Below are 21,922 nucleotides of genomic sequence, written 5' to 3'. Positions count from 1 at the left end.
AAGTGAGGAAATGATGAAAGTGAAGATAGCGATGCTGGCGTTGCTGACCGCGACCCTGGCGCATAATGCCGGCGCGAAAACGCTGGTTTACTGCGCCGAAGGGTCGCCGGAAAATTTCAATCCGCAGCTCTACACCTCGGGAACCAGCGTGGACGCCAGCGCGGTGCCGGTCTTTAACCGGCTGGTGGATTTTAAATATGGCACCACCGAACTGGTGCCGAGCCTGGCGGAAAGCTGGGAGATAAGCCCGGACGGCAAGGTCTATACCTTTCACCTGCGCAAAAACGTCTCTTTTCAAAGCAATAAAGTCTTCAAGCCCAGCCGCGATTTCAACGCCGACGACGTTATCTTCTCTTTTATGCGGCAGATGGATAGCAAAAATCCCTACCACAACGTCTCTGGCGGCACCTACGCTAACTTCGACAGCCTTGAGTTAACTACCCTGATCAAGAGTATCGATCGCGTCGACGACCACACGGTGCGCTTTACCCTGAATCACGCGGAGGCGCCTTTCCTTGCCGATCTCGCCTGGTATTTCGCCTCGATTCACTCGGTTGAATATGCTGACCAGATGCTGAAGGCGGGCACGCCGGAGAAGGTCGATATGGATCCCATCGGCACCGGGCCGTTCCAGCTGGTGCAGTATCAGAAAGACTCGCGCATTCTCTATAAGGCTTTTCCGCACTACTGGGCGGGCAAGGCAAAGCTGGACCGCATCGTGTTCAGCATTACGCCCGACGCCTCGGTGCGGCTTGCCAAGCTGGAGAAGGGCGAATGTCAGATCATGCCGTTCCCGAATCCCGCCGACCTGGAGAAAATGCGCAGCAATCCGGCGATCAACCTGATGCAAAAGGCGGGGCTGAATACCGGCTTCCTCGCGTTCAATACCACCAAAGCGCCGCTGGATAAGGTCGAGGTGCGACAGGCGCTGGCGATGGCGATCAACAAACCCGCGATTATCGACGCGATTTTCAAAGGCACCGGCACCGCGGCGAAAAACATTCTGCCGCCGGGCGTCTGGAGCGAAAACAGAGACCTTAAGGATTACAGCTACGATCCCGAGAAAGCCAAAGCGCTGCTGCAGCAGGCGGGCATCAAGCCCGGCACGGAAATCGCGCTCTGGGCGATGCCGGTTTCCCGTCCCTATAACCCTAACGCGCGCCGTATGGCGGAGATGATTCAGGCGGACTGGGCGAAGGTCGGCATCAAGGCCTCTATTGTCACCTACGAATGGGGCGAGTATCTCAAGCGGGTGCGCAGCGGCGAGCATCAGGCGGCGCTGATGGGATGGACCACCGCCACCGGCGATCCCGACAACTTTTTCGGGCCGCTCTACAGCTGCAAATCGACCCAGGGCGGTTCCAACTCCTCGAAGTGGTGCTATCAGCCGTTTGAAAAGCTGATCGTCGCGGCGCGCGCCGAACCGGATCAGGGCAAGCGCACCGCGCTCTACCTGCAGGCGCAGCAGATCATGCATGATCAGATGCCCGCGGTGATGATTGCCCACTCGACCATCTTCGAGCCGGTACGCAAAGAGGTGAGCGGCTACGATATCGACCCGTTCGGCAAGCACATCTTCTATCCGGTCGATATAAAAGAGTAATCAGGCCAGACCGGCGGCGATCGCGCTGATACGCTGCTGGAGAAACGCGAGAAAGGGCGACAGCGCCGCGTTGCGCTGTCGTCCCGACACGCGCTGCAGCTGCAGCGTGCGCTGGCTGAGCTGGTCGACGCCCATCTCGCGCAGCACCAGATGCTGGGTTTGCGTTGTGTTGATCAGGGTAAACGCGCTGCTAATGGTGATCGCCTCAGGGGTATTGAGCAGAAACTGATAGAGCGTGGCGAAGTAGTCGCAGGTCAGCACCGGTTCAATCACGCAGCCGCGCATCTGGCAGGCGAGATCGAACAGCTGCCGCACCGTGGTGTTCTGCTCCGGCAGCGCCATTGGGTAGTGGCTGAGCGCTTCCAGCGTCACCGGCTGTTGCGCCAGCGGATGATCCTGCTGCATCGCCAGCAGCACCGGCGCGGGCCAGGAGCCGATGACTTCCACGCCGCGTTCTGGATGCAGGCTAAACTGCAGCGCCACGTCGCACTCCCCGGCGCGCACGCGTTCCGCTACGCTCTGGGCGCTCTCTACCTTTAGCGCGAAATAGACGCCGGGATTCCGCGCGCGAAACTCCGCCAGCAGGCCAGGCAGCAGGCTGAACGCCATGCCGTCGGTGCAGGCGACGCGAATAAGCGTGCGGCGTATCGCCTTCAGCCCCTTAATTTCCGCCAGCGCGTACTCCATATCCAGCTGGCTCTGCCGTACCTGACGGGCAAAAATTTCTCCCGCCTCATTGAGCACCATGCCGCGCGCGTGACGATCGAACAGCGGCGCGCCCACCTGCGCCTCCAGCCGCTGGATCTGTCGGCTGATGGCGGAGACCGCTACAAACAGCTGCTCGCTGGCCGCGCTCAGCGAACCGCTGTTGGCCACGGCAAGGAAATAACGGATTTCACTGCTCAGCATCCTCTCTCCTCTGCACCCCAACGGTGCATGCTTCTTTATCGGGCATTTTGGCTTTGCTTTTAAAGCAAGGCTACGTCGATAAATTGATAATTGTGGCAACGCCAGCCTTTTGGCAAAGATAGCGCAACACACAATAAAAAAGACAGGGCAAACATGACGGAACAACAGGCGATTCAACAGGCGATGCGCTATTTCGACAGCGGTGAATTCCAGCGGCTTCTGGCGCGTCGCGTGGCGTGCGCCACCGAAAGCCAGCGGGCGGATCGCGACGGCGAGTTAACTCACTATTTGCAGCAGGAGATCGCGCCGCAGCTGGCGGCGCTTGGCTTTACGCTGCACTTTATCGACAATCCGGCAGCGGAGAGTCCTCCCTTTCTGGTAGCGACGCGCATCGAGGATGAGGCGTTGCCGACGCTGCTGGTTTACGGACACGGCGACGTGGTGTTCGGCGACGATGAAAACTGGCGCGACGGCCTGAATCCCTGGCAGCTGATCGAAGAGGGCGATCGCTGGTATGGCCGCGGCAGCGCCGACAATAAAGGGCAGCACTGCGTCAATCTGGCGGCGCTGGAGCAGGTTTATCAGGCGCGCGGCGGCCGTCTCGGCTTTAACTGTAAGATCCTGTTCGAGATGGGCGAAGAGATCAGCTCGCCGGGTCTGGCCGATCTATGCCGCCAGCAGCAGGCGCTGCTGCACGCCGACCTCTTTATCGCCTCTGACGGCCCGCGCGTCAGCGCGCCGCGCCCGACGCTGTTTCTCGGCTCGCGCGGCGCGGCCAATTTTCGTCTCACCATCCGCGCGCGCGACAACGCCTATCACTCCGGCAACTGGGGCGGGCTGCTCAGCAATCCCGGCATCCAGCTGGCGAACGCCATCGCCTCGCTGGTCAACGCGCGCGGCGTGCTGCAGGTCGAAGCGCTGAAGCCCGACTCGCTGAGCGCGGTGGTACGCGCCATTCTCAGCGATATCGAGGTAGGCGGCATGCCGGGCGATCCGGCGCTGGACGCCGGCTGGGGCGAGCCGGGCCTGACGGCGGCGGAACGCCTGTACGGCTGGAACACGCTAGAGGTGCTGGCCTTCGAGACCGGCAACCCGGCGCGCCCGATGAACGCGATCCCCGGCGAGGCGACCGCGGTGTGTCAGCTGCGCTTTGTGGTGGGCACCGACTGGGAAAACCTGGTGGCGCACGTCGAGGCGCATCTGCGCGCACACGGATTCGACGCTGTGCAGGTCGAGTTTTTGCGCGGCTCGCCCGCCACGCGTCTCGATCCGCAAAGCCCGCTGGTCGCCTGGGCGCTGGATAGCATGGCCGTCAGCAGCGGCAAAAAACCGGCGCTGTTGCCGAACCTGGGCGGTTCTCTGCCGAACGAGGTCTTTTCGGCGATCCTCGGCCTGCCGACCCTGTGGGTGCCGCACTCTTATCCCGCCTGCGGCCAGCACGGCGTCAACGAGCATATGCTGAAGTCCGTAGCGCGCGAAGGGCTGCAGATTATGACGCGGCTGTTCTGGCAGCTGGGCGAAGAGGGCGAGGCGCTGCTGGCGCGGCAGCAGGCTTACCAGGGAGCGCGCGTATGAGCACGCTGACGCAAGCAGCAACGCAGGTTCAGGCGAAGCCGAGCCTGCACAAAACCCTGTTCGCCACCTGTATCGGCAACGCGCTGGAGTGGTTCGATATTGCGGTCTACGGCTTTTTCGCCAGCTATATCGCCCACGCCTTTTTCCCTTCCCGCGACGCCTCCGTGTCGCTGCTGTTAACCTTCGGCAGCTTTGGCGTCTCTTTTCTTATCCGTCCGCTCGGCGCGGTGGTGCTGGGCAACTACGCCGACCGCCACGGCCGCAAAAAGGCGCTGCTGCTCTCTATCAATCTGATGATGCTGGGCGGCGCGATCATCACCTTTATGCCGGAATACGGCACCATCGGGCTGGCGGCGCCGCTGCTGATCATGCTGGCGCGCCTGATCCAGGGCTTTTCAGCGGGCGGCGAGTTCGGCAGCTCGACGGCGTTTCTGGTGGAGCATTTTCCCGAGCGCAAAGCCTTTATCGCCAGCTGGCAGTTCGCGACGCAGGGCGCAAGCACGCTGATGGCTTCCGCCTTCGGCCTCGGGCTGACGCAGATCCTGAGCGAGGCGCAGATTCAGTCCTGGGGCTGGCGCATTCCCTTCGCTTTTGGTCTGCTGATCGGTCCGCTGGGGATCTATATCCGCCGCCACGTTCATGAGCCGGCCAGCTTTGCGCAGCAGGAGAAAAGCGCGGCGCCGTTGAAACAGCTGTTCAGCAGTCAGAAAGAGCTGCTGCTGCTGGCGATCGGGCTGATGGTGATCTCAACGGCGGTTAACTACATGCTGAACTATGTGCCGACCTACGCCACCAAAACGCTGCATCTGCCGGGCAGCGTCGCGTTTAGCGCCACGCTGCTGGCGGGGGCGATCCTCACCCTTGTGACGCCGCTGATGGGCTTGTGGGCCGAGCGCGTAGGGCGCGTGCCGCTGATGTGGGGTTCGCTGCTGCTGTTGCTGGTGACCATCTATCCCGCCTTCCGCTATATGGTGAATCACACGTCGGCGCTGACGCTGATGCTGCTGGTGGGATGGATGGCGCTGCTGAAATCGATCTATTTTTCCACCGTGCCGTCGGTGATGGCGGATCTCTTTCCCGCCGGCACGCGCGCCAGCGGCATGGCGATCGGCTATAACGTCGCGGTGACGATATTCGGCGGCTTCGCGCCGCTGGTTTGCACGCTGCTGATAAACGCCACCGGCAGCAGTCTCGCGCCGGGCTACTACCTGATGGCGGTATCGCTGCTGAGCGCCGCGGCGCTGCTGCGTAGCCGGTCGCGCGTAGCGTGAAAAACAGGCTGCCCGACAAGGGCAGCCTGACGAACCGCGCGGTTTCAGGTGAGTCGATGAAGCTGGGTCAGGATATAAGTATGGAATTCTGCGTGGGTCAGGAAGGTCTTACCCAGTTGCCCCTTGAGTTCTACGCCCATTGTGCAAAGGGTTGCGCGATTACCGGAGGTTTGCTGCTTATCGACCTTACGTAGATGATAATTAAGCTCATAGTCTTCAGAAAAATTGACATATTCATGATCGCTTAAAGCCATTTTGCTCTCCTTGTCAAAATAATTATCGGGTCAATACCCATCATGAATATGTGGCTTTATATTAACGGCAGCAATCATTTTTATCTGTTCGGCTTCACAAAATTGTGTTCTCACCGAACGAGAAAGCCGCCCATTGGGCGGCTTGTCATTACAGCGAAAACTGCAGATAGGCGACGTGCGTCTGCAGATACTCCTCCAGCCCATGGCGACCGTCGGCGCCGCCGATGCCCGATTTGCGCCAGCCCGCATGGAACCCCTGCATCGCCTCAAAATTCTCGCGGTTCACGTAGGTTTCGCCGAACTTCAGCTTACGCAGCGCCACCAGGGTGGTATTCAGATCCCGCGTATAGAGAGAGGAGGTGAGGCCGTACTCGCAGTCGTTGGCCAGCGCAATGGCCTCGTCCAGCGTTTTAAAGGTCATCACCGGCAGCACCGGCCCAAAGATCTCCTCGCGCATAATCTCCATATCCTGACGGACGTCAGCGATAATCGTCGGCTGAAAAAAGAAGCCTTTTTCGCCGGCGCGCTTGCCGCCCAGCACCACCTTGCCGCCCGCCGCCACGGCGTCCGCCACTTTCTTCTCGACGCGCGCCAGCGCGGCGGCGTTAATCAGCGGCCCCATATCCAGATCGCGCTGCTCCGCCGGATCGCCGAAGGTTACGCCTTTGAACGCCTCGGTTAACGCGGTCATAAAGCGATCGTAAATGCCCTCCTGCACATAGACGCGCTCCGCGCAGTTGCATACCTGGCCGCTGTTGATCACGCGGGAGCTGACGATCGCCTTAACCGCTAGCTCGATGTCGGCATCTTCCATCACGATGGCGGGCGCCTTGCCGCCCAGCTCCAGCGACACTTTAGTCACGTTCTTCGCCGCTGCCGTCATGGTGGCGACGCCTGCGCCGACGCTGCCGGTCAGGCTGACCAGACCCACCTTCGCGTTTGCAGCCAGCTCTTGCCCAATCTCCGGGCCGTAACCATAGACAATGTTAATCACGCCCGGCGGCAGGCCAATGTGATGAACGATCTCGGCAAAGATGCCGGCGTTAAGCGGCGTCAGCTCGCTGGGCTTGATCACGATGGTATTGCCAGTGATCAGCGCAGGCGCGGCTTTACGGGCGATCAAAAAGAAAGGGAAGTTCCACGGCAGAATGCCGGTAGTCACGCCGATCGCCTTTTTAAAGACGAAAATATTTTCGTCAGGCCGATCGCTGTTGACGATCTCGCCTTCATAGCGGCGCGCCCATTCGGCCATATATTCCAGATAATCTGCGGTGAACAGCACCTCGGTCTGCGCCAGTCCCTGCGTTTTGCCGCCTTCTGCAACGATGGTGGCGGTCAGTTCCGGCTCACGATCGCGAATAGCGGTCGCCAGCTTGCGCAGCCAGCCGCCGCGCTCCACGGCGGGCAGCGCCTCCCATGACGGCTGCGCAGCTTCGGCGGCGTCAATCGCGCGGCTGGCGTCCTGCGCGCAGCCTTCAGGTATGCGCGCCAGCAGCGCTTCGGTGGCGGGGTTGATCACCTCAATCCAGCTGTCTGCGCCGTGCGCGACAAACTCACCGTTAATGTAATGTTTGAGTTCTGTTGTCATCTGCCGAATCTCCGATGTCGGGTACGTTAATAAAATGTTTTATAAATGCAGCGTGAAACAAAATGGCAGGGGACACCTTAGTCTGATTGCCACAGGCGGCGTGGCGCTGGCAAACAGACGCAGATTAGGGCGATAAGGGAGGCAAAAGGTTGTATTCAGCGGTGTTGGCCCGCATATCTTCACCAGGTTGCGCAAAACGGAATTTGGGCCAACACTTTCAGGAGGCATGAGGAGGATGTTATGGCTAGCGGATGGGCGTCAGACGGCGCCGTTCAGGAACAGATCGAAAGTACGGTTAACGATGAGATTGCGCGCGTGCGCGGCACCATGAGCAAGGGCGAAAGCGCGGAATTTTGCGACGAGTGCGGCGAGCCGATCCCGCAGGCGCGCCGTGAGGCGGTGCCGGGCGTGCGCTTCTGCCTGGCGTGTCAGCAGGAGCACGATAAAGAGCTAAAGGGCAGCGCGCTCTTCAACCGCCGCGGCAGTAAAGACAGTCAGCTGCGCTAGCTCAGGAACCTGGCATGGCGAGTCCGCTGCCAATAAACCATGCCAGAAAGCCGACGCCAGCGACGATAATCGCGATCGGAAACAGAATACCCACTCTCATAGAAACCTCGTTATCTCCGCGTCAGGCGACCTGCATCACCGCGCGGTGCGTTTTCAGCATGCTAAATAGTTGAAACTGGCTGGCGTCGCTGACGTCGCGCAGCACTTCGCCTTTTTTATAGGTAATGCTGTGCACCTGGCCCAGCTGACGCCACACCACCAGCGCAGAGGCGATCAGCGCGCAATTCTCTTCCGCCTGCTGGCATTCCAGCGTGGCGTACTGCGCCTCTTCCAGTCCATTAATAAAGATCTTAAGTGCGCTGGCGGGCAGGATGGCGCGCAGATCGTCCAGCATCACGCGACTCACCGCACGCGTTAAGAACAGCGTTAACCATTTACCCGTCATCTCTATTCCGGCGTTGAAGATTTTCTACGTTTTATACGGCGTTAAGCGCCATTAGTGAAGCGATCTTTCTGCTGCTGCCAGGAGCGAGGAAAAAGCGGCAGCCAGCTGATAAATGTGCTGCGCGGCACAGCATTTTTCAAAAAAAACCTGAATAATAAGTCACTTAAAGGATTAATTTGCTGCCAGTCCGACAAAGTCGAAACTGTGATCCGCGTAAGGAGTAACCGGCGGATATTGCCATTTCGGCTTTGCGGTCGGCAGCCATTCAAAGGCTGAGGCGTTCAGGCGCGCCGTAGACTGCCTGCTAATCAGGAACCGGGTTTCCTGTAGGCCTCAACCTTATGCAAGGAATAACAATGAACAGTGCCATTATTGCAGGTATCTTCTGGCATCTCGTCGGAGCTGCCAGCGCCGCGTGTTTCTACGCGCCGTTTAAACAGGTGAAAAAGTGGTCATGGGAAACGATGTGGTCGATAGGCGGCTTTATGTCCTGGCTGATCCTGCCCTGGGCGGTAAGCGCCGTGCTGCTGCCGAACTTCTGGGCTTATTACGGCAGCTTTAGCTTCTCTCAGCTGCTGCCGGTGTTTCTGTTCGGCGCGATGTGGGGCATCGGCAATATTAATTACGGCCTGACGATGCGCTATCTCGGCATGTCGATGGGCATCGGCATCGCTATCGGCATTACGCTGGTGGTCGGCACCCTGATGACGCCGCTGATCCAGGGGCGCTTCGGCGAACTGTTCGCCTCAACCGGCGGCCGTTTAACGCTGCTCGGCGTCGCCGTGGCGCTGGTGGGCGTCGCCATCGTTTCGCGCGCCGGTCTGCTGAAGGAGCGCGCGCTGGGGATCAATGCCGAGGAGTTCAACCTGAAGAAAGGGCTGGTGCTGGCGGTAATGTGCGGCATCTTTTCAGCAGGCATGTCGTTCGCGATGGATGCGGCTAAACCGATGCATGAAGCGGCGGCCCAGCTGGGCATCGATCCGCTCTACGTCGCGCTGCCAAGCTATGTGGTGATCATGGGCGGCGGGGCGCTGGTCAATCTGGCGTTCTGCTTTATCCGCCTGGCGATGAAGCCGGAACTGTCGCTGCGCCGGGATCTCTCAGTGGCGAAGCCGCTGCTGATCGCCAATATCGCCTTTGCGGTGCTGGGCGGCACCATGTGGTATCTGCAGTTTTTCTTCTACGCCTGGGGCCACGCCAGCATTCCGCCGCAGTATGACTACGTCAGCTGGATGCTGCATATGAGCCTCTACGTGCTGTGCGGCGGGCTGGTGGGTCTGCTGATGAAAGAGTGGAAGTCGGCCGGGCGTCGTCCAGTCGGTGTGCTCTCCATCGGCTGCGTGGTGATTATTATTGCCGCCAATATCGTTGGGCTTGGCATGGCCGCGTAAGTCTGCAGGAGTAAAACAAGCAGGTTCTGGTTTGCAAATAACCTGCCCGCGTGGCCAGCAAGGCCTAAGGAGCAGCAACAGGGATGTTGCGGGACGAGCCGGCATGGATGCCGCTTTTTGCGTTTTTGCAATTGTCTGGCCCGCGCTCGCAGGCATAGGGCGCTGCCTGAGAGATAAACGGTTAAGAGGGCGCTCTGTCTTGCGTCGCACTTCCCGATCGCTGCGGCACAAACTGCTGGCGCCAGGCGCTGGGGGTCAAGCCGGTGTCGCGCGTAAACACCACCGAAAAGTAGTTGCTGTCGTCAAAACCGCAGCGCGCCGCCACTTCACCGATCAGGCAGTCCTGGGTGCGCAGCAGATGCTTCGCCTGACAAAGCTGTAGCTGACGCAGGTAGTGGCCGACCGTCATGCCGGTCTGCTGACGAAACAGCTGCTTTAGCGCGCGCTCATTCAGCGAATTCTGCTGACAAAACGCTGTCAGGTCGAAGGGACGCGCCACCGCGCCCTGCAGCGCCGACATCAGCAGATCGAGCTGTTCCCCCTCCGGCAGCGCCCAGGGGCGATCCGCCGCATAGCCGTGACGACGCAGGATCAACGCCAGCTGCAAAAAGAGCGCTTCCGTCAGCTGAATAGAGAGGGGATCGCTCTTGCGGCTCTCACGCTCCAGCTGGCTGATAACGCCGCGCGCCAGCGCCATGCCGCGCGTGGTCAGCCGCCAGCAGCCCGGCGCGTCGATGCCCTGCGGCGGCAGGAGTTGCGTCCAGTCGAGAGCCAGACCGAAGCGATCGCGGCAGTAAAGTATATTATCCAGCACCAGATCGTTGACGCTGTCGTAGCTGTGGCAATCCTGGTCGCGGATATAGAAGACGTCGCCGCAGGTTATCAGCCAGGGGCGATCGTTGAGGATATGCAGGCCGTTGCCGCGCCAGACGATGACAATTTCGCTGAACTCATGCCGGTGAGGGGGAAAAGAGGGTTGCGGCATACGTTCAGCCACCGTAACCGGCAGGCCTGGGGCGGCAAAATAGTCGTCCCGACTCAGTATCAGCGTCATCGCGTGCTCCTTTTACATCATCTGCTGGCGCTCCGCTCGCGGGGCGCAGCCAAATTCACGCCGAAACAGGGTGGAGAAATGGTTGCTGTCGCCGAAGCCGCACTGAAAGGCGATATCGGTGATGCGCAGATCGCTGTGGCGCAGCAGGTGGCGCGCCTGCAGCAGACGCAGACGGTTCAGATAGCGCTGCGGCGTATTGCCGGTCTGCTGCTTCATCTGACGGTGCAGCGTGCGCAGCGACAGCGAAAAGCGGTCGGCCAGCGCTTCCCACAAAATTTCTTCACTGTAGTGATCGTTAAGCCAGTCGAGCAGGCGGTGCAGACGCGCCTCCTGATCCTGCGCCTGTTCGTTGCGGCACGCTTCGCGCAGCAAAACCAGCAGCTGCAAAAAGAGCTGCTCTTGTCGCGCCTGCTTCTCCAGCGACCAGCCATCATCCTGCCGCATCTTCGCCACCACATCCAGCGCCTGCGTCATGACTTTATTATTTATCCGCCAGTGCGACGCGTAGCTGCCGTCTTGATCGTTCGGCAGCAGCGCCTGCAGTCCCGAGAGAAAGCGAAACGCGCCCGGGCTGCGGTAAAGCACGTTGGTCAGGCAGAGATTCTCTGTCTGTTCATACAGATGGCGATCGTGATCGCGCACGAAGCAGACGCAGCCGGCGCACAGCGTTTGCGGCTGTCCGTTAAAAACGTGGATCCCCGAACCCTGTTCCACCAGCACGATTTCATGAAAATCGTGGTGATGTTCGGGAAACGCCTGCTGCGGCACCCGGGGTTCGATAGCGATGGCGTAGTCGCCCTGAGGGAAGAAATCGGCGCTGTGTAAAATCGTCATTGGAGCCTCGGTCGTTTAACAAAAGCGTAACCGAGTCTACTCAGCGCCCGCGCGGCTGACCTTGAATTTTCAACCGCGAAGCGCAGGAAATTCGCTTTTTTTTCAAGATATTCCCACCAGTTAAAAGAATTGCGGCGAAGCTCACATCCGTCGCCCTTGCGCCTCTGTGATCTCTCTCACGAACTTCTTTGCAAACCTGCCAGCGGCGTTGCGGCGCTGGCAGTACGGGGAAGGTGGCGCGCGCTCAAGGTTCCTACTCTGTCAGCATCATATCTAAGGAAGAACGGGCCATGAGTAAGCGAAATATCGTTGCGGTTGATTTGGGCGCATCCAGCGGACGCGTGATGCTCGCCCGGTGGGACGCCGCATCACAGCAAATCGATCTGCGCGAAGTGCGTCGTTTCGCCAGCCGCCGCGAACGCCGCGCCGGCTATGACTGCTGGGACCTCGATCATCTGGAGCGCGAAATCCGCGCCGGGCTGGCGCAGCTGGACGAGGAGAATATCGTGCCGGACAGCATCGGCATCGACACCTGGGGCGTCGATATGGTGCTGCTGGATAACGTGGGCAACCGCGTCGGCGAAGCGGTGAGCTATCGCGACAAACGCACCCACGGCGTGATGGAGCAGGCGCTGCGCGAGCTGGGCAAAGAGGCGATCTACGCCCGCACCGGCATTCAGTTTCTGCCGTTCAATACCCTTTATCAGTTCCGCGCCCTGAGCCAGCAACAGCCAGACTGGAAAGAGAAGGTCGCCTACGCGCTGATGATCCCTGACTATCTGCACTATCGCCTGACGGGCAAGCTTAACTGGGAGTACACCAACGCCACCACCACGCAGCTGCTGAATATCGAAAGCGGCGAATGGGACGCCGAACTGCTCGACTGGGCAGGCGCGTCGCCCGCCTGGTTCGGCAAACCGACGTCGCCGGGCAATGTTATCGGCTGCTGGCAGAACGCCCGCGGCGTCGAGATCCCGGTCATCGCCGTCACCACCCACGACACCGCCAGCGCGGTGCTCGCCACGCCGCTGACCCAGGACAACGCGGCCTATCTCAGCTCCGGTACCTGGTCGCTGATGGGATTCGAAAGCCTGCTGCCTTACGCCTCTGCGCATGCGCTTAAAGCCAACATCACCAATGAGGGCGGCGCCGAAGGCTATCGCGTGCTGAAAAACATCATGGGGCTTTGGCTGCTGCAGCGGGTCTGCGCCGAGCTGCAAATCGACGATCTCTGCGCGCTGATCGCCGAGACGGCGCAAGAGCCGGCCTGCCGCGCGCTGATCAATCCCAACGACGCGCGCTTTATTAACCCCGACAGCATGGTCAGCGAAATTCAGAACGCCTGCGCCGAACAGCATATGGCGGTGCCGCAGTCCGCCGCCGCGCTGGCGCGCTGTATTTTCGACAGCCTCGCGCTGCTCTACCGCGAGGTGATCGACGAGCTGGCCGCGCTGCGCGGCGGGGCGTTTCGCCAGCTGCACGTGGTGGGCGGCGGCAGCCAGAACCAGTTTCTTAACCAGCTCTGCGCCGACGCCTGCGAAATCCCGGTGCTGGCCGGGCCGGTCGAAGCCTCGACGTTGGGCAACGTTGGCTGCCAGCTTATCGCCTTAGGCGAACTTACCGACGTGGCGGATTTCCGCCGCTGCGTAGAAAACAACTTCCCTCTGAAGACATTTGAACCGCTGACCAACAGCGCCTTTCGTGCCTGCCAGGCACGCTTTTCGGCGCTGAGTCAGCCTGCTAAGGAACTCGCATATGACAAAGCTGATTGAGCAAGCCTTTGAGCTGGCTAAACAACGTTATGCCGATATCGGCGTGGATGTCGAACAGGCGATGGCGCGCCTGGACAGCGTCCCCGTCTCCATGCACTGCTGGCAGGGCGACGACGTGCGCGGCTTTGAGAACCCGCAGGGCGCGCTGACCGGCGGCATTCAGGCGACGGGCAATTATCCCGGCAAAGCGCGCAACGCCGCTGAGCTGCGCGCCGACCTGGAAAAAGCGATGTCGCTGATCCCCGGCCCCAAACGTCTGAACCTGCACGCCATCTATCTGGAGAGCGAGTCGCCGGTGGATCGCGACGCCATCGAGCCGAAGCACTTCGCCAACTGGGTGGAGTGGGCGAAGCAGCAGAAGCTGGGGCTCGATTTTAACCCGAGCTGCTTTTCGCATCCGCTGAGCGCCGACGGATTCACCCTGTCGCACGCCGACAAGGCGATCCGCCAGTTCTGGATCGATCACTGCAAGGCGAGCCGTCGCGTATCGGCTTACTTTGGCGAGCAGCTCGGCACGCCGTCGGTGATGAATATCTGGGTGCCGGACGGCATGAAAGATCTCACCGTGGATCGGCTGGCGCCGCGTCAGCGTCTGCTGAGCGCGCTGGATGAGGTGATCGCCGAGAAGCTCAGCCCGCAGCACCATATCGACGCGGTCGAGAGCAAGCTGTTCGGCATCGGCGCGGAAAGCTACACCGTCGGCTCCAACGAGTTCTTTATGGGCTACGCCACCAGCCGTCAGACCGCGCTGACGCTGGACGCCGGCCACTTCCATCCGACCGAGGTGATCTCCGACAAGATCTCCACCGCCATGCTCTATGTGCCGCGCCTGCTGCTGCACGTCAGCCGTCCGGTGCGCTGGGACAGCGACCATGTGGTGCTGCTCGACGATGAAACCCAGGCGATCGCCAGCGAAATCGTGCGCCACCAGCTGTTCGACAAGGTGCATATCGGCCTCGACTTCTTCGACGCCTCGATTAACCGCATCGCCGCCTGGGTGATCGGCACGCGCAACACCAAGAAAGCGCTGCTGCGCGCGCTGCTGGAGCCGACCGATCGCCTGCGTCAGAGCGAAGCCGCCGGAGACTACACCGCGCGCCTGGCGCTGCTGGAAGAGCAAAAATCGCTGCCGTGGCAGGCGGTATGGGAAGCCTGGTGCCTGCGCCACGACGTGCCCGCCGACGCCAGCTGGTTAGGCGATGTGCGTCACTATGAAAAACAAATTCTGAATCAACGTTAAGGGTTCACTATGCAAAGCATTCTTTCATCCTGGTTTGTACAGGGAATGGTTAAAGCCACCAGCGATATGTGGCTGAAGGGCTGGGACGAACGTAACGGCGGCAACGTGTCGCTGCGCCTGCTGGAAGAGGAAGTAAAGCCTTTCGCCGGCGACTTTTATGCCGAGCCGCGCTGCGTTGAGCTGACGAAACCGGCGCCTGAGCTGGCCAACTGCTGGTTCCTTGTCACCGGATCGGGCAAGTTTTTCCGCAACGTGCAGCTCGATCCCGCCGACAGCCTGGCGCTGTTGAAAGTCGACGAGCAAGGTCTCTCTTATAAAATTCACTGGGGGTTGAGCAACGGCGGGTTGCCGACCTCCGAGCTGGCGTCGCACTTCCAGTCTCACTGCGTGCGCAAAGCGGTCTCCGGCGGCGCGGATCGCGTGATCATGCACTGCCACGCCACCAACTTTATGTCGCTGAGCTACGTGGTGGAGCTCGATTCGGCGCGCTTTACCCGCCTGCTGTGGGAAGGCAGCACCGAATGTCTGGTGGTGTTCCCGGACGGCGTCGGCATTCTGCCGTGGATGGTGCCGGGCACCGATGAAATCGGTCAGGCGACAGCCGATCAGATGGCGTCTCACAGCATCGTGATGTGGCCGTTCCACGGCATCTTCGGCGCCGGCCCGACGCTGGATGAAACCTTCGGCCTGATCGACACCGCAGAGAAATCGTCCGAAGTGATCGTGAAGGTGCTGTCGATGGGCGGCATCCGCCAGAGCATCACGACCGAACAGCTGGTGGCGCTGGGCAAACGCTTCAACGTTAAGCCGTGGCAGGCGGCGCTTGACGCGGGGCCAGCCAATGCTGCGTAAAGCCTTTGTCATGCAGGTGAATGCCGACTGCCATCAGGAGTATGAGCGTCGCCATTCGCCCATCTGGCCGGAGCTGGCGCAAACGCTCAAGGCGCACGGCGCGCACAACTACGCTATCTGGCTGGACGCCGAACGGCATCTGCTGTTCGCCAGCGTGGAGATCGAGTCGGAAGAGCGCTGGAACGCGGTGGCGCAGACGGAAGTATGCCAGCGCTGGTGGGCCTCGATGAAGGATCTCATGCCGAGCAATCCCGACAACAGTCCGGTTAGCCAGGTGCTGAAGCCGGTCTTCTTTCTCGAGTAAGGGTCGCAAACGAGCAGGGCGGGAACATTCCCGCCCTGATTACTTCATAGCGCAAAATATTCAGCGCGGCTTCATGCACTGACCGGTGAGCGCCGGCCACATCGCCATCAGGGTGTCGATGATGTTATCGAGATCCGCTTTCGGCGCGCCTTCGCGCGCGCGCACCGACATACCCTGCAGCATACAGGCGAGATAGCGCGCCAGAGAGTGAATATCGACCTGCGCCGGAATATCGCCGCGCTGCTGGCGGGCGGTGAGAAAATCCAGCAGCGTCTGCTGCTGCGCGTCATGCTGCTGGCGCAGCATATGGGCGATCTCGCTCGATGACGAAGAGAGCGCGGTAGAGGTACAGATAAAGAAGCAGCCCGCCGGCGTATCGCAGTTGGTAAAGCAGGCCGCCGTGGCGCGGAACCAGCTTTCAATCGCTTCAGCAACCGATTTACTCTCATCCTGCAGCGCGGCGTTGCGTTCAGCGCTAAAGCGCTCGATATAGCGTTCCATCGCCGCGCGGAACAGGCCTTCTTTATTCTCGAACTCGGCGTAGAGCGTCGGCGCCTTAGCGCCGGTGGCAGCAACCAGATCGGAAAGAGAGGTGCCTTCATAACCATGGGTCCAGAACAGCGTCAGGGCTTTGTCCAGCGCTGCGTCCCGGTCGAAGGTTTTTGGCCGACCACGACATTTTTTCAGGACTTCATCATATTGCTGGCTCATAGATCCTCACGTCTGAAAAACACCCTATTAAATTACCGATCATTAAGAAAATATGCAAGTCAGCCAGCGCGCCCGTAAAACGGGGTTGGCATTTTGTGCGTTGCCGCCCACTTTTCCCCCATATGGTTAAGTGGAAAAGGGCGCTGAAGCCCATACTCACGCCTCTTCCGCATTAAAATAACGATCGATAAAAAAACATTGACGCAGAGTCGCACCATGCTCTACTATTTATTTAACGATCGTTAATTAATTTAGCGACACTTTTATAAACCCGAATATGAGAGCCGATATCATGAAAACCACCAAACTGACCCTGGCCGCTCTGGCCCTTACTACCCTGACTTTTGGCGCATTCGCAGCTGATCAGGTTGTCAGCGACCCGCTGAACCAGACTCCGGTTGGCACCATCTCCGCTCAGGGCGGCACTAACCTGGATTCACTGGAAGCGCAGCTGAACGCGAAAGCGGATGCCGCAGGCGCGAAATCTTTCCGCATCACCTCGACTTCCGGTCAGAACAACCTGCACGGCACCGCAGTGATTTATCAGTAAGTCAGCGGCGTCGGAGAGAAGGAGAGAGAGGATGAAAAGCGTGAAGTATGTCGTTATGGCGGCGCTATTCAGTGCGGTTTCTCTGACCAGCGCGGCGGCGGAGCAGCTTGAGGCTGCGCCTTATTACCAGACAGAGGCCGCAGCGGTAAACGTCAGCGGCAGCGGCAGCCTGATTTCGCTGGAGCAGCAGCTGTCGGGAAAGCAGGACAACGTGCGCGTAAAGCCTTTTCCCATCGCTTCGACCTCTGGCGCGAGCAGGCTGTCTGGCACAGCCGCCAGCCTTAATTAAGAAAAAGGGCGTCGGAACCCGGTTCCGACGCCCTTTTTTTATCCGTTGCTGCGCAACTGCGGATACTTGCGGAAGATAGCGATACACCAGAACAGCGCCGCCAGCCCCAGCAGCCCGCCAATATTACCCACGTCCCCCATGCTCAGATGCTCGCTGACCTGATTGCCCAGCAGCGCGCCCGCGCCGATGCCGATATTATAGATGCCTGACATCAGCGACATCGCCACGTCGGTGGCATCCGGCGCCAGCGACAGCACGCGCACCTGCATCGCCAGGCCGATCATCATCATCGCCATGCCCCACAGAATACAGAGCGTCGCAATCGCGGCCGGACGAACGGCGGCGAAAATCAGCAGCCCCATGCAGAGGGTGATAATCGCTATCGCGGCGATCAGCAGCGCAGAGGGGAACTTATTGCCCAGCGAGCTAAAGAGCACGCTGCCCAGGATCCCGGCGGAGCCGAACAGCAGCAGCAGCAGCGTGGTAAAGTTCTCATCCGCATTCGCCACGAACTGCATAAACGGCTCGATATAGCTGTAGGCGGTGTAGTGCGCGGTCACCACCAGCGTCACCAGCAGATACATGCTCACCAGCGCGGGCCGGCGAAACAGCATCGGCACGCTGCTCAGCGAGCCGGTGTGTTCGCTCGGCAGACGCGGCAGAATACGCGCCAGCAGCACCATCAGCACCAGCGCCGAGGCGCCAATCATGCCGAAGGTGGTGCGCCAGCCCAGATATTGTCCTACCACGCGGCCAATCGGCACGCCCAGCACCATCGCCAGCGCAGTGCCGGTCGCCAGCATGCTTAACGCCTGGGTCTTTTTACCGGCGGGCGCGACGCGAATCGCCAGCGAGGCGGTAATTGACCAGAACACCGCATGCGCCAGCGCGATGCCGATGCGCGACACCACCAGCGAGGTGAAGCTCCAGGCGAAGGTCGACAGCACATGGCTCAGGATAAAGATCAGGAACAGCGCCGACAGCAGGATGCGCCGCTCGATATTGCGCGTCAGCAGCATCAGCGGCAGCGAAAGCAGCGCCACCACCCAGGCGTAGATAGTGAGCATAATGCCCACGTCGGCGCTTTTCATGCTGAAGCTGGCGCCGATATCGGAAAGCAGGCCGACGGGCACGAATTCAGTGGTGTTGAAAACAAAGGCGGCGATAGCCAGCAGCACCACGCGTAGCCAGGCCGTTTTACGGGATACAGTAGTTGATTGCATGAAAATAAAATCAGTCAGAGCAGCAGCAAAAAGATGCGGTTTTCACATCCACGAAAGTGACTTGCGTCACAATTATTGACCATTGTGAGGGAATTGCACGGTAAGGGGAACGGTGAAACGCAGTTTTATTCCTGAAAGTTTTTTATCGCCCGGCCCGCGGGCGATAAACAAGGGTTATCAGCGCGGCGTTTTGCCCGGCATCATACGTTTCAACGTATTGTCCTTGAGAAAATAGTGATGAAACAGCGCGCCCGCGGCATGCAGGCCTATCAGCCAGTATCCCAGCGGTGCCAGCGTTTCATGCCATTCGATCAGGCTGTCAGAGAGATCGAAACTGGGTTCGCTCGCCACCGGCATCGGTATGCCGAACAGCCACCAGTCTCGCCCGCGCAGATAGCGCGAGGTGAGGCCCAGAATCGGCAGGGTGATAAACAGCGCATAGATCAGCGTATGCACCAGATGCGCCAGGCCGGTTTGCCAGCGGGCGATCGGCGGCGTAATGGGTGGCGTACGATGGCGCGTGCGCAAAAACAGACGCGCCAGCATCAGCAGCAGGACGGTAAAGCCTGCGCTGAAGTGGGTAATGATCATCGCATAGCCCTGCCAGGAGCCGCGCTCGGCAAAGCCGCGCAGCTCGATAGTGGCGTACGCCAGCGCCACCAGCAGAAAGGTCAGCCAGTGAAGGGCAATTTGTGAAGCGGCATATTTTTCGCGCATAGTTTGCTCAGGCATCAGGAAGAAGAGCTCTACCTTACTGGAAAGAGAGGAGAAATCTTAACAAACTGGCGCAACGGCGCAAAGCATTGCTGACCTCCGCGGCGAGGCCAGCATAATCAGAGTCAGGCGATATGCTTTAGTGCCACGCTATTCTGTACCTTCAGGTTTTTTTTTACCGGCAGCGGACAGCACGCCTCGCAACCCAGCGATCCGGGGTAATACTTGCGCGCCTGCTGGATCGCGGCGTTGGCGGTATAAAAAGTGCCGAGAAACAGGCGGGATTCTAACGGGGGAAGATACTGGCAGCCTGCGGCATGCACCACATGGTTATCGTTGTAGCCAGAAATTTTAGAAACGTAGTAGTAATGGCCCATTGGGACATCCTCATTGCTGTAAAAAAAAGTACATTTATTGTTGGAGTGAGAGGGATTATAGCGAGGATTGGCGACTTTGTTTTTTATGGCCCTAATAAGTTAGCAGGCTCAGGGTCAAGAGGCGAAAAAGGACGCAGCTGCGTCCTTTTTGGTGAGCGCCGTACGGCGTCAGAGCTGTTTTCGCTGCAAACGCCAGCCTGTCAGCAGAGCGAGCAGCAGCAGCGCGGAGATAAAAAGGGTAATGCCAGGCCAGCCGTAGCTGTGCCAGAACAGGCCGCCAAGCGTGCCGGCTACGCTGGAGCCGACATAGTAGCTGAAAAGGTAGAGCGACGACGCCTGGCCTTTGGCGCGACGCGCGCGCGGGCCGATCCAGCCGCTGGCGACCGCGTGAGCGGCGAAGAAGCCGGCGGTAAACAGCATCATGCCGACGAAAATCCACCACACCGCGCTCAGCGCGGTCAGCAGCAGGCCCGTCAGCATCAGCGCCGTAGCGCCGAGCAGCACCGGGCCGCGTCCCAGCTTCATCGTCAGCGCGCCCGCCTTCGGCGAACTCCAGGAGCCGGTCAGATAGACCACAGAGAGCAGGCCGACGACCGCCTGGCTGAGATGGTAAGGCGCGCCGAGCAGACGGTAGCCGATATAGTTGAACAGCGTGACGAAGGCGCCCATCAGCAGAAAGCCTTCGGCGAACAGCAGCGGCAGTCCAGGGTCGCGCCAGTGCAGGCGAAAGTTAATCATCAGGCTGCGCGGCTTCAGCGACGCCGGACGAAAATGGCGTGACGCAGGCAGAATGCGCCAGAACATCAGCGCCGACGCGAGGGCGCAGCAGCCAATCGCCGCGATGGCGACGCGCCAGGAAAAGAAATCGGTCAGCACGCCGCTCAGCAAGCGGCCGCTCATGCCGCCAATGGAGTTGCCGCTGATATAGAGCCCCATAGAAAATGCGATAACGCTGGGATGGATCTCTTCGCTGAGGTAGGTCATGCCCACGGCGGCCACGCCGCTGAGCGAAAGGCCGGTGAGGGCGCGCATCAGCAAAATGCCCTGCCAGCTGTTCATGGTGGCGGAAATCAGGGTGCAAATTGCCGCCAGCATCAGCGCCGTCACCATCACGTTCTTGCGGCCCACGGCGTCGGAAAGCGGGCCGGTCACCAGCAGCCCCAGCGCCATCAGTCCGGTAGCGATCGAGAGCGAAATACTGCTCTCGGCGGGCGATACGCCGAACTGCGCCGACAGCACCGGCAGAATTGGCTGCACGCAGTAGAGCAGCGCGAAGGTTGCCAGACCGGCGGAAAAGAGCGCAAGGGTGACACGCATAAATTGCGGCGTGCCGCGTTTGATCCATACGGATGATGCCGCGGGAGAGACTGCCGTCGAATCGGCTAACTCGCCGTCGTCGAGCGTAACCGCCTGAGAAGAGCGACGCACGTTAATTCCTCAGCTGAAAAGAGTAGGACTACTCTAGGAAAGCGCTAATAGGTTGTCTAATATATTAATAATCTCAATTGATATGTTTAAAATATGAATATCGAACTGCGTCACCTGCGCTACTTTCTCGCGGTCGCCGAAGAGCTTCATTTTGGCCGCGCCGCACAGCGGCTCAACATCTCTCAGCCGCCGCTCAGCCAGCAGATCATGCAGCTGGAGCAGGAGATTGACGCGAAGCTGTTTACCCGCACCAATCGCAGCGTTCAGCTCACGCCGGCCGGGCAACAGTTCCTCAGCGACGCGCGGGCGATTTTGCAGCAGGTCGAGCAGGCGGCCAGTCGCGCGGCGCGGCTGGAGCGCGGCGAAGAGGGCGAGCTGCGCATCGGCTTTACCTCTTCTGCGCCCTTTACCGGCCTGGTCTCGGACGCGCTCTATCAGTTTCGCCAGCGCTGGCCGCAGGTGCATATCCAGATGCAGGAGATCAACACCCGACAGCAGCTTGCGCCGCTGCATGAGGGCCGACTCGATTTGGGGGTGATGCGCAACACCGCGCTGCCGCCCGATTTGCGTCATCAGCTGCTGCTGCGCGAACCCCTGCGCGCGGTGGTGCACTGGGCGCATCCGCTGGCGGACGTGGAAACCCTCTCCGTCAGCGCCCTGGCGAACGAACCTTTCATTTTCTTCGATCCGCAGGGCGGCACGGCGCTGCACGGCGAAATCCTCAGCCTGCTGCGCCGCTATCAGATTAAGCCCTACATCATGCAGGAGGTGGGCGAGGCGATGACCATCCTCGGGCTGGTGGCTACCGGCCTTGGCGTATCGATTTTGCCTGCGTCCTTCGCGCGCGCGCGTCTGGCCGATGTGGTCTGGCTGCCGCTGAAAGAGGAAGATGCGCTGTCGGAGGTGTGGCTGGTCTGGTCGGGCGAGCGCGAGCCGTCGATGCAGATGCGCAATATGATGCGGCTTCTGTCGCCAGAAGCGCAAAAATAAGGGCCAGACCTTAAGCAAAGTCCGGTTTTTATGTGCTGCAA

The 21,922-nt window shown here is 60.1% G+C and carries 24 protein-coding genes; 12 read left to right on the top strand and 12 right to left on the bottom strand.

Annotation, left to right across the window (positions count from 1 at the left end):
• The first annotated feature begins 13 nt into the window (after positions 1–13).
• Positions 14–1,603: an ABC transporter substrate-binding protein gene (locus AC6I7Z_RS10085; RefSeq protein WP_497814103.1), complete on the top strand. Its 1,590-nt coding sequence runs from the start codon at positions 14–16 to the stop codon at positions 1,601–1,603.
• On the opposite strand, the gene AC6I7Z_RS10080 is transcribed toward AC6I7Z_RS10085, so the two are convergent.
• The gene (locus tag AC6I7Z_RS10080) at positions 1,604–2,512 is read right to left on the bottom strand and encodes a LysR family transcriptional regulator (protein ID WP_497814102.1); all 909 of its coding nucleotides are present in this window, start codon (positions 2,510–2,512) and stop codon (positions 1,604–1,606) included.
• Between the two features lie 153 nt (positions 2,513–2,665).
• Between AC6I7Z_RS10080 and AC6I7Z_RS10075 the strand changes: the two genes are divergently transcribed.
• Positions 2,666–4,087, top strand: coding sequence for a M20 family metallopeptidase (locus AC6I7Z_RS10075; RefSeq protein WP_497814101.1), 1,422 nt, complete (start codon positions 2,666–2,668; stop codon positions 4,085–4,087).
• Positions 4,084–5,358 (top strand): MFS transporter, encoded by a 1,275-nt coding sequence (locus tag AC6I7Z_RS10070; RefSeq protein WP_497814100.1) that lies wholly within the window; start codon positions 4,084–4,086, stop codon positions 5,356–5,358. Before AC6I7Z_RS10075 ends, AC6I7Z_RS10070 begins: the two co-directional genes overlap by 4 nt.
• A 44-nt stretch (positions 5,359–5,402) precedes the next feature.
• On the opposite strand, the gene AC6I7Z_RS10065 is transcribed toward AC6I7Z_RS10070, so the two are convergent.
• Both AC6I7Z_RS10065 and aldA read right to left on the bottom strand, forming a co-directional pair.
• Positions 5,403–5,612 carry a hypothetical protein gene (locus tag AC6I7Z_RS10065; protein ID WP_497814099.1) on the bottom strand — a complete coding sequence of 70 codons (210 nt, stop codon included), beginning with the start codon at positions 5,610–5,612 and terminating at the stop codon, positions 5,403–5,405.
• Positions 5,613–5,760: 148 nt separating this feature from the next.
• Positions 5,761–7,200 carry an aldehyde dehydrogenase gene (gene aldA, locus AC6I7Z_RS10060; protein ID WP_497814098.1) on the bottom strand — a complete coding sequence of 480 codons (1,440 nt, stop codon included), beginning with the start codon at positions 7,198–7,200 and terminating at the stop codon, positions 5,761–5,763.
• A gap of 240 nt (positions 7,201–7,440) precedes the next feature.
• Between aldA and AC6I7Z_RS10055 the strand changes: the two genes are divergently transcribed.
• Positions 7,441–7,707, top strand: coding sequence for a DksA/TraR family C4-type zinc finger protein (locus AC6I7Z_RS10055; protein ID WP_033747127.1), 267 nt, complete (start codon positions 7,441–7,443; stop codon positions 7,705–7,707).
• Position 7,708: 1 nt separating this feature from the next.
• Here the strand turns inward: AC6I7Z_RS10055 and AC6I7Z_RS10050 are convergent, their stop codons facing one another.
• Both AC6I7Z_RS10050 and AC6I7Z_RS10045 read right to left on the bottom strand, forming a co-directional pair.
• Positions 7,709–7,807 (bottom strand): YoaK family small membrane protein, encoded by a 99-nt coding sequence (locus AC6I7Z_RS10050; RefSeq protein WP_143806249.1) that lies wholly within the window; start codon positions 7,805–7,807, stop codon positions 7,709–7,711.
• A 21-nt stretch (positions 7,808–7,828) separates the two neighbouring features.
• On the bottom strand, positions 7,829–8,152 hold the full coding sequence (locus AC6I7Z_RS10045) for a hypothetical protein (RefSeq protein WP_497814097.1): 324 nt from the start codon (positions 8,150–8,152) through the stop codon (positions 7,829–7,831).
• Between the two features lie 356 nt (positions 8,153–8,508).
• Between AC6I7Z_RS10045 and rhaT the strand changes: the two genes are divergently transcribed.
• Positions 8,509–9,543, top strand: coding sequence for an L-rhamnose/proton symporter RhaT (gene rhaT, locus AC6I7Z_RS10040; protein ID WP_033747132.1), 1,035 nt, complete (start codon positions 8,509–8,511; stop codon positions 9,541–9,543).
• 181 nt (positions 9,544–9,724) lie between these two features.
• Here the strand turns inward: rhaT and rhaR are convergent, their stop codons facing one another.
• Together rhaR and rhaS are read right to left on the bottom strand one after the other, a co-directional pair.
• Positions 9,725–10,597, bottom strand: a complete 873-nt coding sequence (gene rhaR / locus AC6I7Z_RS10035) for an HTH-type transcriptional activator RhaR (protein WP_497814096.1) — start codon at positions 10,595–10,597, stop codon at positions 9,725–9,727.
• A gap of 12 nt (positions 10,598–10,609) precedes the next feature.
• Positions 10,610–11,431 (bottom strand): HTH-type transcriptional activator RhaS, encoded by an 822-nt coding sequence (gene rhaS / locus AC6I7Z_RS10030; protein WP_497814095.1) that lies wholly within the window; start codon positions 11,429–11,431, stop codon positions 10,610–10,612.
• 290 nt (positions 11,432–11,721) lie between these two features.
• Between rhaS and rhaB the strand changes: the two genes are divergently transcribed.
• Genes rhaB through rhaM form a run of 4 tightly spaced genes read left to right on the top strand, consistent with a single transcriptional unit; the run spans position 11,722 to position 15,599 of the window.
• Complete coding sequence (rhaB, locus tag AC6I7Z_RS10025; RefSeq protein ID WP_497814094.1) at positions 11,722–13,203, top strand: rhamnulokinase; 1,482 nt, start codon at positions 11,722–11,724, stop codon at positions 13,201–13,203.
• Entirely contained in the window at positions 13,187–14,443 is a 1,257-nt protein-coding gene (locus AC6I7Z_RS10020; RefSeq protein WP_497814093.1) for an L-rhamnose isomerase, read from the top strand. Before rhaB ends, AC6I7Z_RS10020 begins: the two co-directional genes overlap by 17 nt.
• A gap of 9 nt (positions 14,444–14,452) precedes the next feature.
• Entirely contained in the window at positions 14,453–15,295 is an 843-nt protein-coding gene (gene rhaD, locus AC6I7Z_RS10015) for a rhamnulose-1-phosphate aldolase (RefSeq protein ID WP_497814092.1), read from the top strand.
• Positions 15,285–15,599, top strand: coding sequence for an L-rhamnose mutarotase (rhaM, locus tag AC6I7Z_RS10010; RefSeq protein ID WP_497814091.1), 315 nt, complete (start codon positions 15,285–15,287; stop codon positions 15,597–15,599). Before rhaD ends, rhaM begins: the two co-directional genes overlap by 11 nt.
• Before the next feature lie 60 nt (positions 15,600–15,659).
• On the opposite strand, the gene AC6I7Z_RS10005 is transcribed toward rhaM, so the two are convergent.
• Entirely contained in the window at positions 15,660–16,310 is a 651-nt protein-coding gene (locus AC6I7Z_RS10005) for a TetR/AcrR family transcriptional regulator (protein ID WP_497814090.1), read from the bottom strand.
• A gap of 292 nt (positions 16,311–16,602) precedes the next feature.
• Between AC6I7Z_RS10005 and bhsA the strand changes: the two genes are divergently transcribed.
• Together bhsA and AC6I7Z_RS09995 are read left to right on the top strand one after the other, a co-directional pair.
• Positions 16,603–16,860, top strand: a complete 258-nt coding sequence (bhsA, locus tag AC6I7Z_RS10000; protein ID WP_497814089.1) for a multiple stress resistance protein BhsA — start codon at positions 16,603–16,605, stop codon at positions 16,858–16,860.
• Positions 16,861–16,891: 31 nt separating this feature from the next.
• Positions 16,892–17,149 carry a hypothetical protein gene (locus AC6I7Z_RS09995; RefSeq protein WP_497814088.1) on the top strand — a complete coding sequence of 86 codons (258 nt, stop codon included), beginning with the start codon at positions 16,892–16,894 and terminating at the stop codon, positions 17,147–17,149.
• Positions 17,150–17,187: 38 nt separating this feature from the next.
• On the opposite strand, the gene AC6I7Z_RS09990 is transcribed toward AC6I7Z_RS09995, so the two are convergent.
• The 4 genes from AC6I7Z_RS09990 to ynfM form a co-directional block, all read right to left on the bottom strand.
• The gene (locus tag AC6I7Z_RS09990; RefSeq protein ID WP_497814087.1) at positions 17,188–18,372 is read right to left on the bottom strand and encodes a sugar transporter; all 1,185 of its coding nucleotides are present in this window, start codon (positions 18,370–18,372) and stop codon (positions 17,188–17,190) included.
• 177 nt (positions 18,373–18,549) lie between these two features.
• Positions 18,550–19,089, bottom strand: a complete 540-nt coding sequence (gene cybB / locus AC6I7Z_RS09985; protein ID WP_497814086.1) for a cytochrome b561 — start codon at positions 19,087–19,089, stop codon at positions 18,550–18,552.
• A 122-nt stretch (positions 19,090–19,211) separates the two neighbouring features.
• Complete coding sequence (locus AC6I7Z_RS09980) at positions 19,212–19,463, bottom strand: hypothetical protein (protein WP_497814085.1); 252 nt, start codon at positions 19,461–19,463, stop codon at positions 19,212–19,214.
• Between the two features lie 168 nt (positions 19,464–19,631).
• Positions 19,632–20,891, bottom strand: a complete 1,260-nt coding sequence (gene ynfM, locus AC6I7Z_RS09975; RefSeq protein WP_497814084.1) for a multidrug efflux MFS transporter YnfM/SxtP(Kp) — start codon at positions 20,889–20,891, stop codon at positions 19,632–19,634.
• A 93-nt stretch (positions 20,892–20,984) separates the two neighbouring features.
• Between ynfM and AC6I7Z_RS09970 the strand changes: the two genes are divergently transcribed.
• Complete coding sequence (locus AC6I7Z_RS09970; RefSeq protein WP_497814083.1) at positions 20,985–21,881, top strand: LysR family transcriptional regulator; 897 nt, start codon at positions 20,985–20,987, stop codon at positions 21,879–21,881.
• The last annotated feature ends 41 nt before the right edge of the window (positions 21,882–21,922 follow it).

Source organism: Pantoea sp. X-Soil-MYKO-1289 (assembly GCF_059730625.1).
Note: the sequence above shows the minus strand (reverse complement) of the source record. Positions and strands in the feature narration are given on the sequence as shown.

Bases quoted from the DNA above. Each gene is read 5' to 3' on its own strand.
- AC6I7Z_RS10085 (WP_497814103.1), top strand. From the start codon at position 14: ATGAAAGTGAAGATAGCGATGCTGGCGTTGCTGACCGCGACCCTGGCG.
- AC6I7Z_RS10080 (WP_497814102.1), bottom strand. From the start codon at position 2,512: ATGCTGAGCAGTGAAATCCGTTATTTCCTTGCCGTGGCCAACAGCGGT.
- AC6I7Z_RS10075 (WP_497814101.1), top strand. From the start codon at position 2,666: ATGACGGAACAACAGGCGATTCAACAGGCGATGCGCTATTTCGACAGC.
- AC6I7Z_RS10070 (WP_497814100.1), top strand. From the start codon at position 4,084: ATGAGCACGCTGACGCAAGCAGCAACGCAGGTTCAGGCGAAGCCGAGC.
- AC6I7Z_RS10065 (WP_497814099.1), bottom strand. From the start codon at position 5,612: ATGGCTTTAAGCGATCATGAATATGTCAATTTTTCTGAAGACTATGAG.
- aldA (WP_497814098.1), bottom strand. From the start codon at position 7,200: ATGACAACAGAACTCAAACATTACATTAACGGTGAGTTTGTCGCGCAC.
- AC6I7Z_RS10055 (WP_033747127.1), top strand. From the start codon at position 7,441: ATGGCTAGCGGATGGGCGTCAGACGGCGCCGTTCAGGAACAGATCGAA.
- AC6I7Z_RS10050 (WP_143806249.1), bottom strand. From the start codon at position 7,807: ATGAGAGTGGGTATTCTGTTTCCGATCGCGATTATCGTCGCTGGCGTC.
- AC6I7Z_RS10045 (WP_497814097.1), bottom strand. From the start codon at position 8,152: ATGACGGGTAAATGGTTAACGCTGTTCTTAACGCGTGCGGTGAGTCGC.
- rhaT (WP_033747132.1), top strand. From the start codon at position 8,509: ATGAACAGTGCCATTATTGCAGGTATCTTCTGGCATCTCGTCGGAGCT.
- rhaR (WP_497814096.1), bottom strand. From the start codon at position 10,597: ATGACGCTGATACTGAGTCGGGACGACTATTTTGCCGCCCCAGGCCTG.
- rhaS (WP_497814095.1), bottom strand. From the start codon at position 11,431: ATGACGATTTTACACAGCGCCGATTTCTTCCCTCAGGGCGACTACGCC.
- rhaB (WP_497814094.1), top strand. From the start codon at position 11,722: ATGAGTAAGCGAAATATCGTTGCGGTTGATTTGGGCGCATCCAGCGGA.
- AC6I7Z_RS10020 (WP_497814093.1), top strand. From the start codon at position 13,187: ATGACAAAGCTGATTGAGCAAGCCTTTGAGCTGGCTAAACAACGTTAT.
- rhaD (WP_497814092.1), top strand. From the start codon at position 14,453: ATGCAAAGCATTCTTTCATCCTGGTTTGTACAGGGAATGGTTAAAGCC.
- rhaM (WP_497814091.1), top strand. From the start codon at position 15,285: ATGCTGCGTAAAGCCTTTGTCATGCAGGTGAATGCCGACTGCCATCAG.
- AC6I7Z_RS10005 (WP_497814090.1), bottom strand. From the start codon at position 16,310: ATGAGCCAGCAATATGATGAAGTCCTGAAAAAATGTCGTGGTCGGCCA.
- bhsA (WP_497814089.1), top strand. From the start codon at position 16,603: ATGAAAACCACCAAACTGACCCTGGCCGCTCTGGCCCTTACTACCCTG.
- AC6I7Z_RS09995 (WP_497814088.1), top strand. From the start codon at position 16,892: ATGAAAAGCGTGAAGTATGTCGTTATGGCGGCGCTATTCAGTGCGGTT.
- AC6I7Z_RS09990 (WP_497814087.1), bottom strand. From the start codon at position 18,372: ATGCAATCAACTACTGTATCCCGTAAAACGGCCTGGCTACGCGTGGTG.
- cybB (WP_497814086.1), bottom strand. From the start codon at position 19,089: ATGCGCGAAAAATATGCCGCTTCACAAATTGCCCTTCACTGGCTGACC.
- AC6I7Z_RS09980 (WP_497814085.1), bottom strand. From the start codon at position 19,463: ATGGGCCATTACTACTACGTTTCTAAAATTTCTGGCTACAACGATAAC.
- AC6I7Z_RS09970 (WP_497814083.1), top strand. From the start codon at position 20,985: ATGAATATCGAACTGCGTCACCTGCGCTACTTTCTCGCGGTCGCCGAA.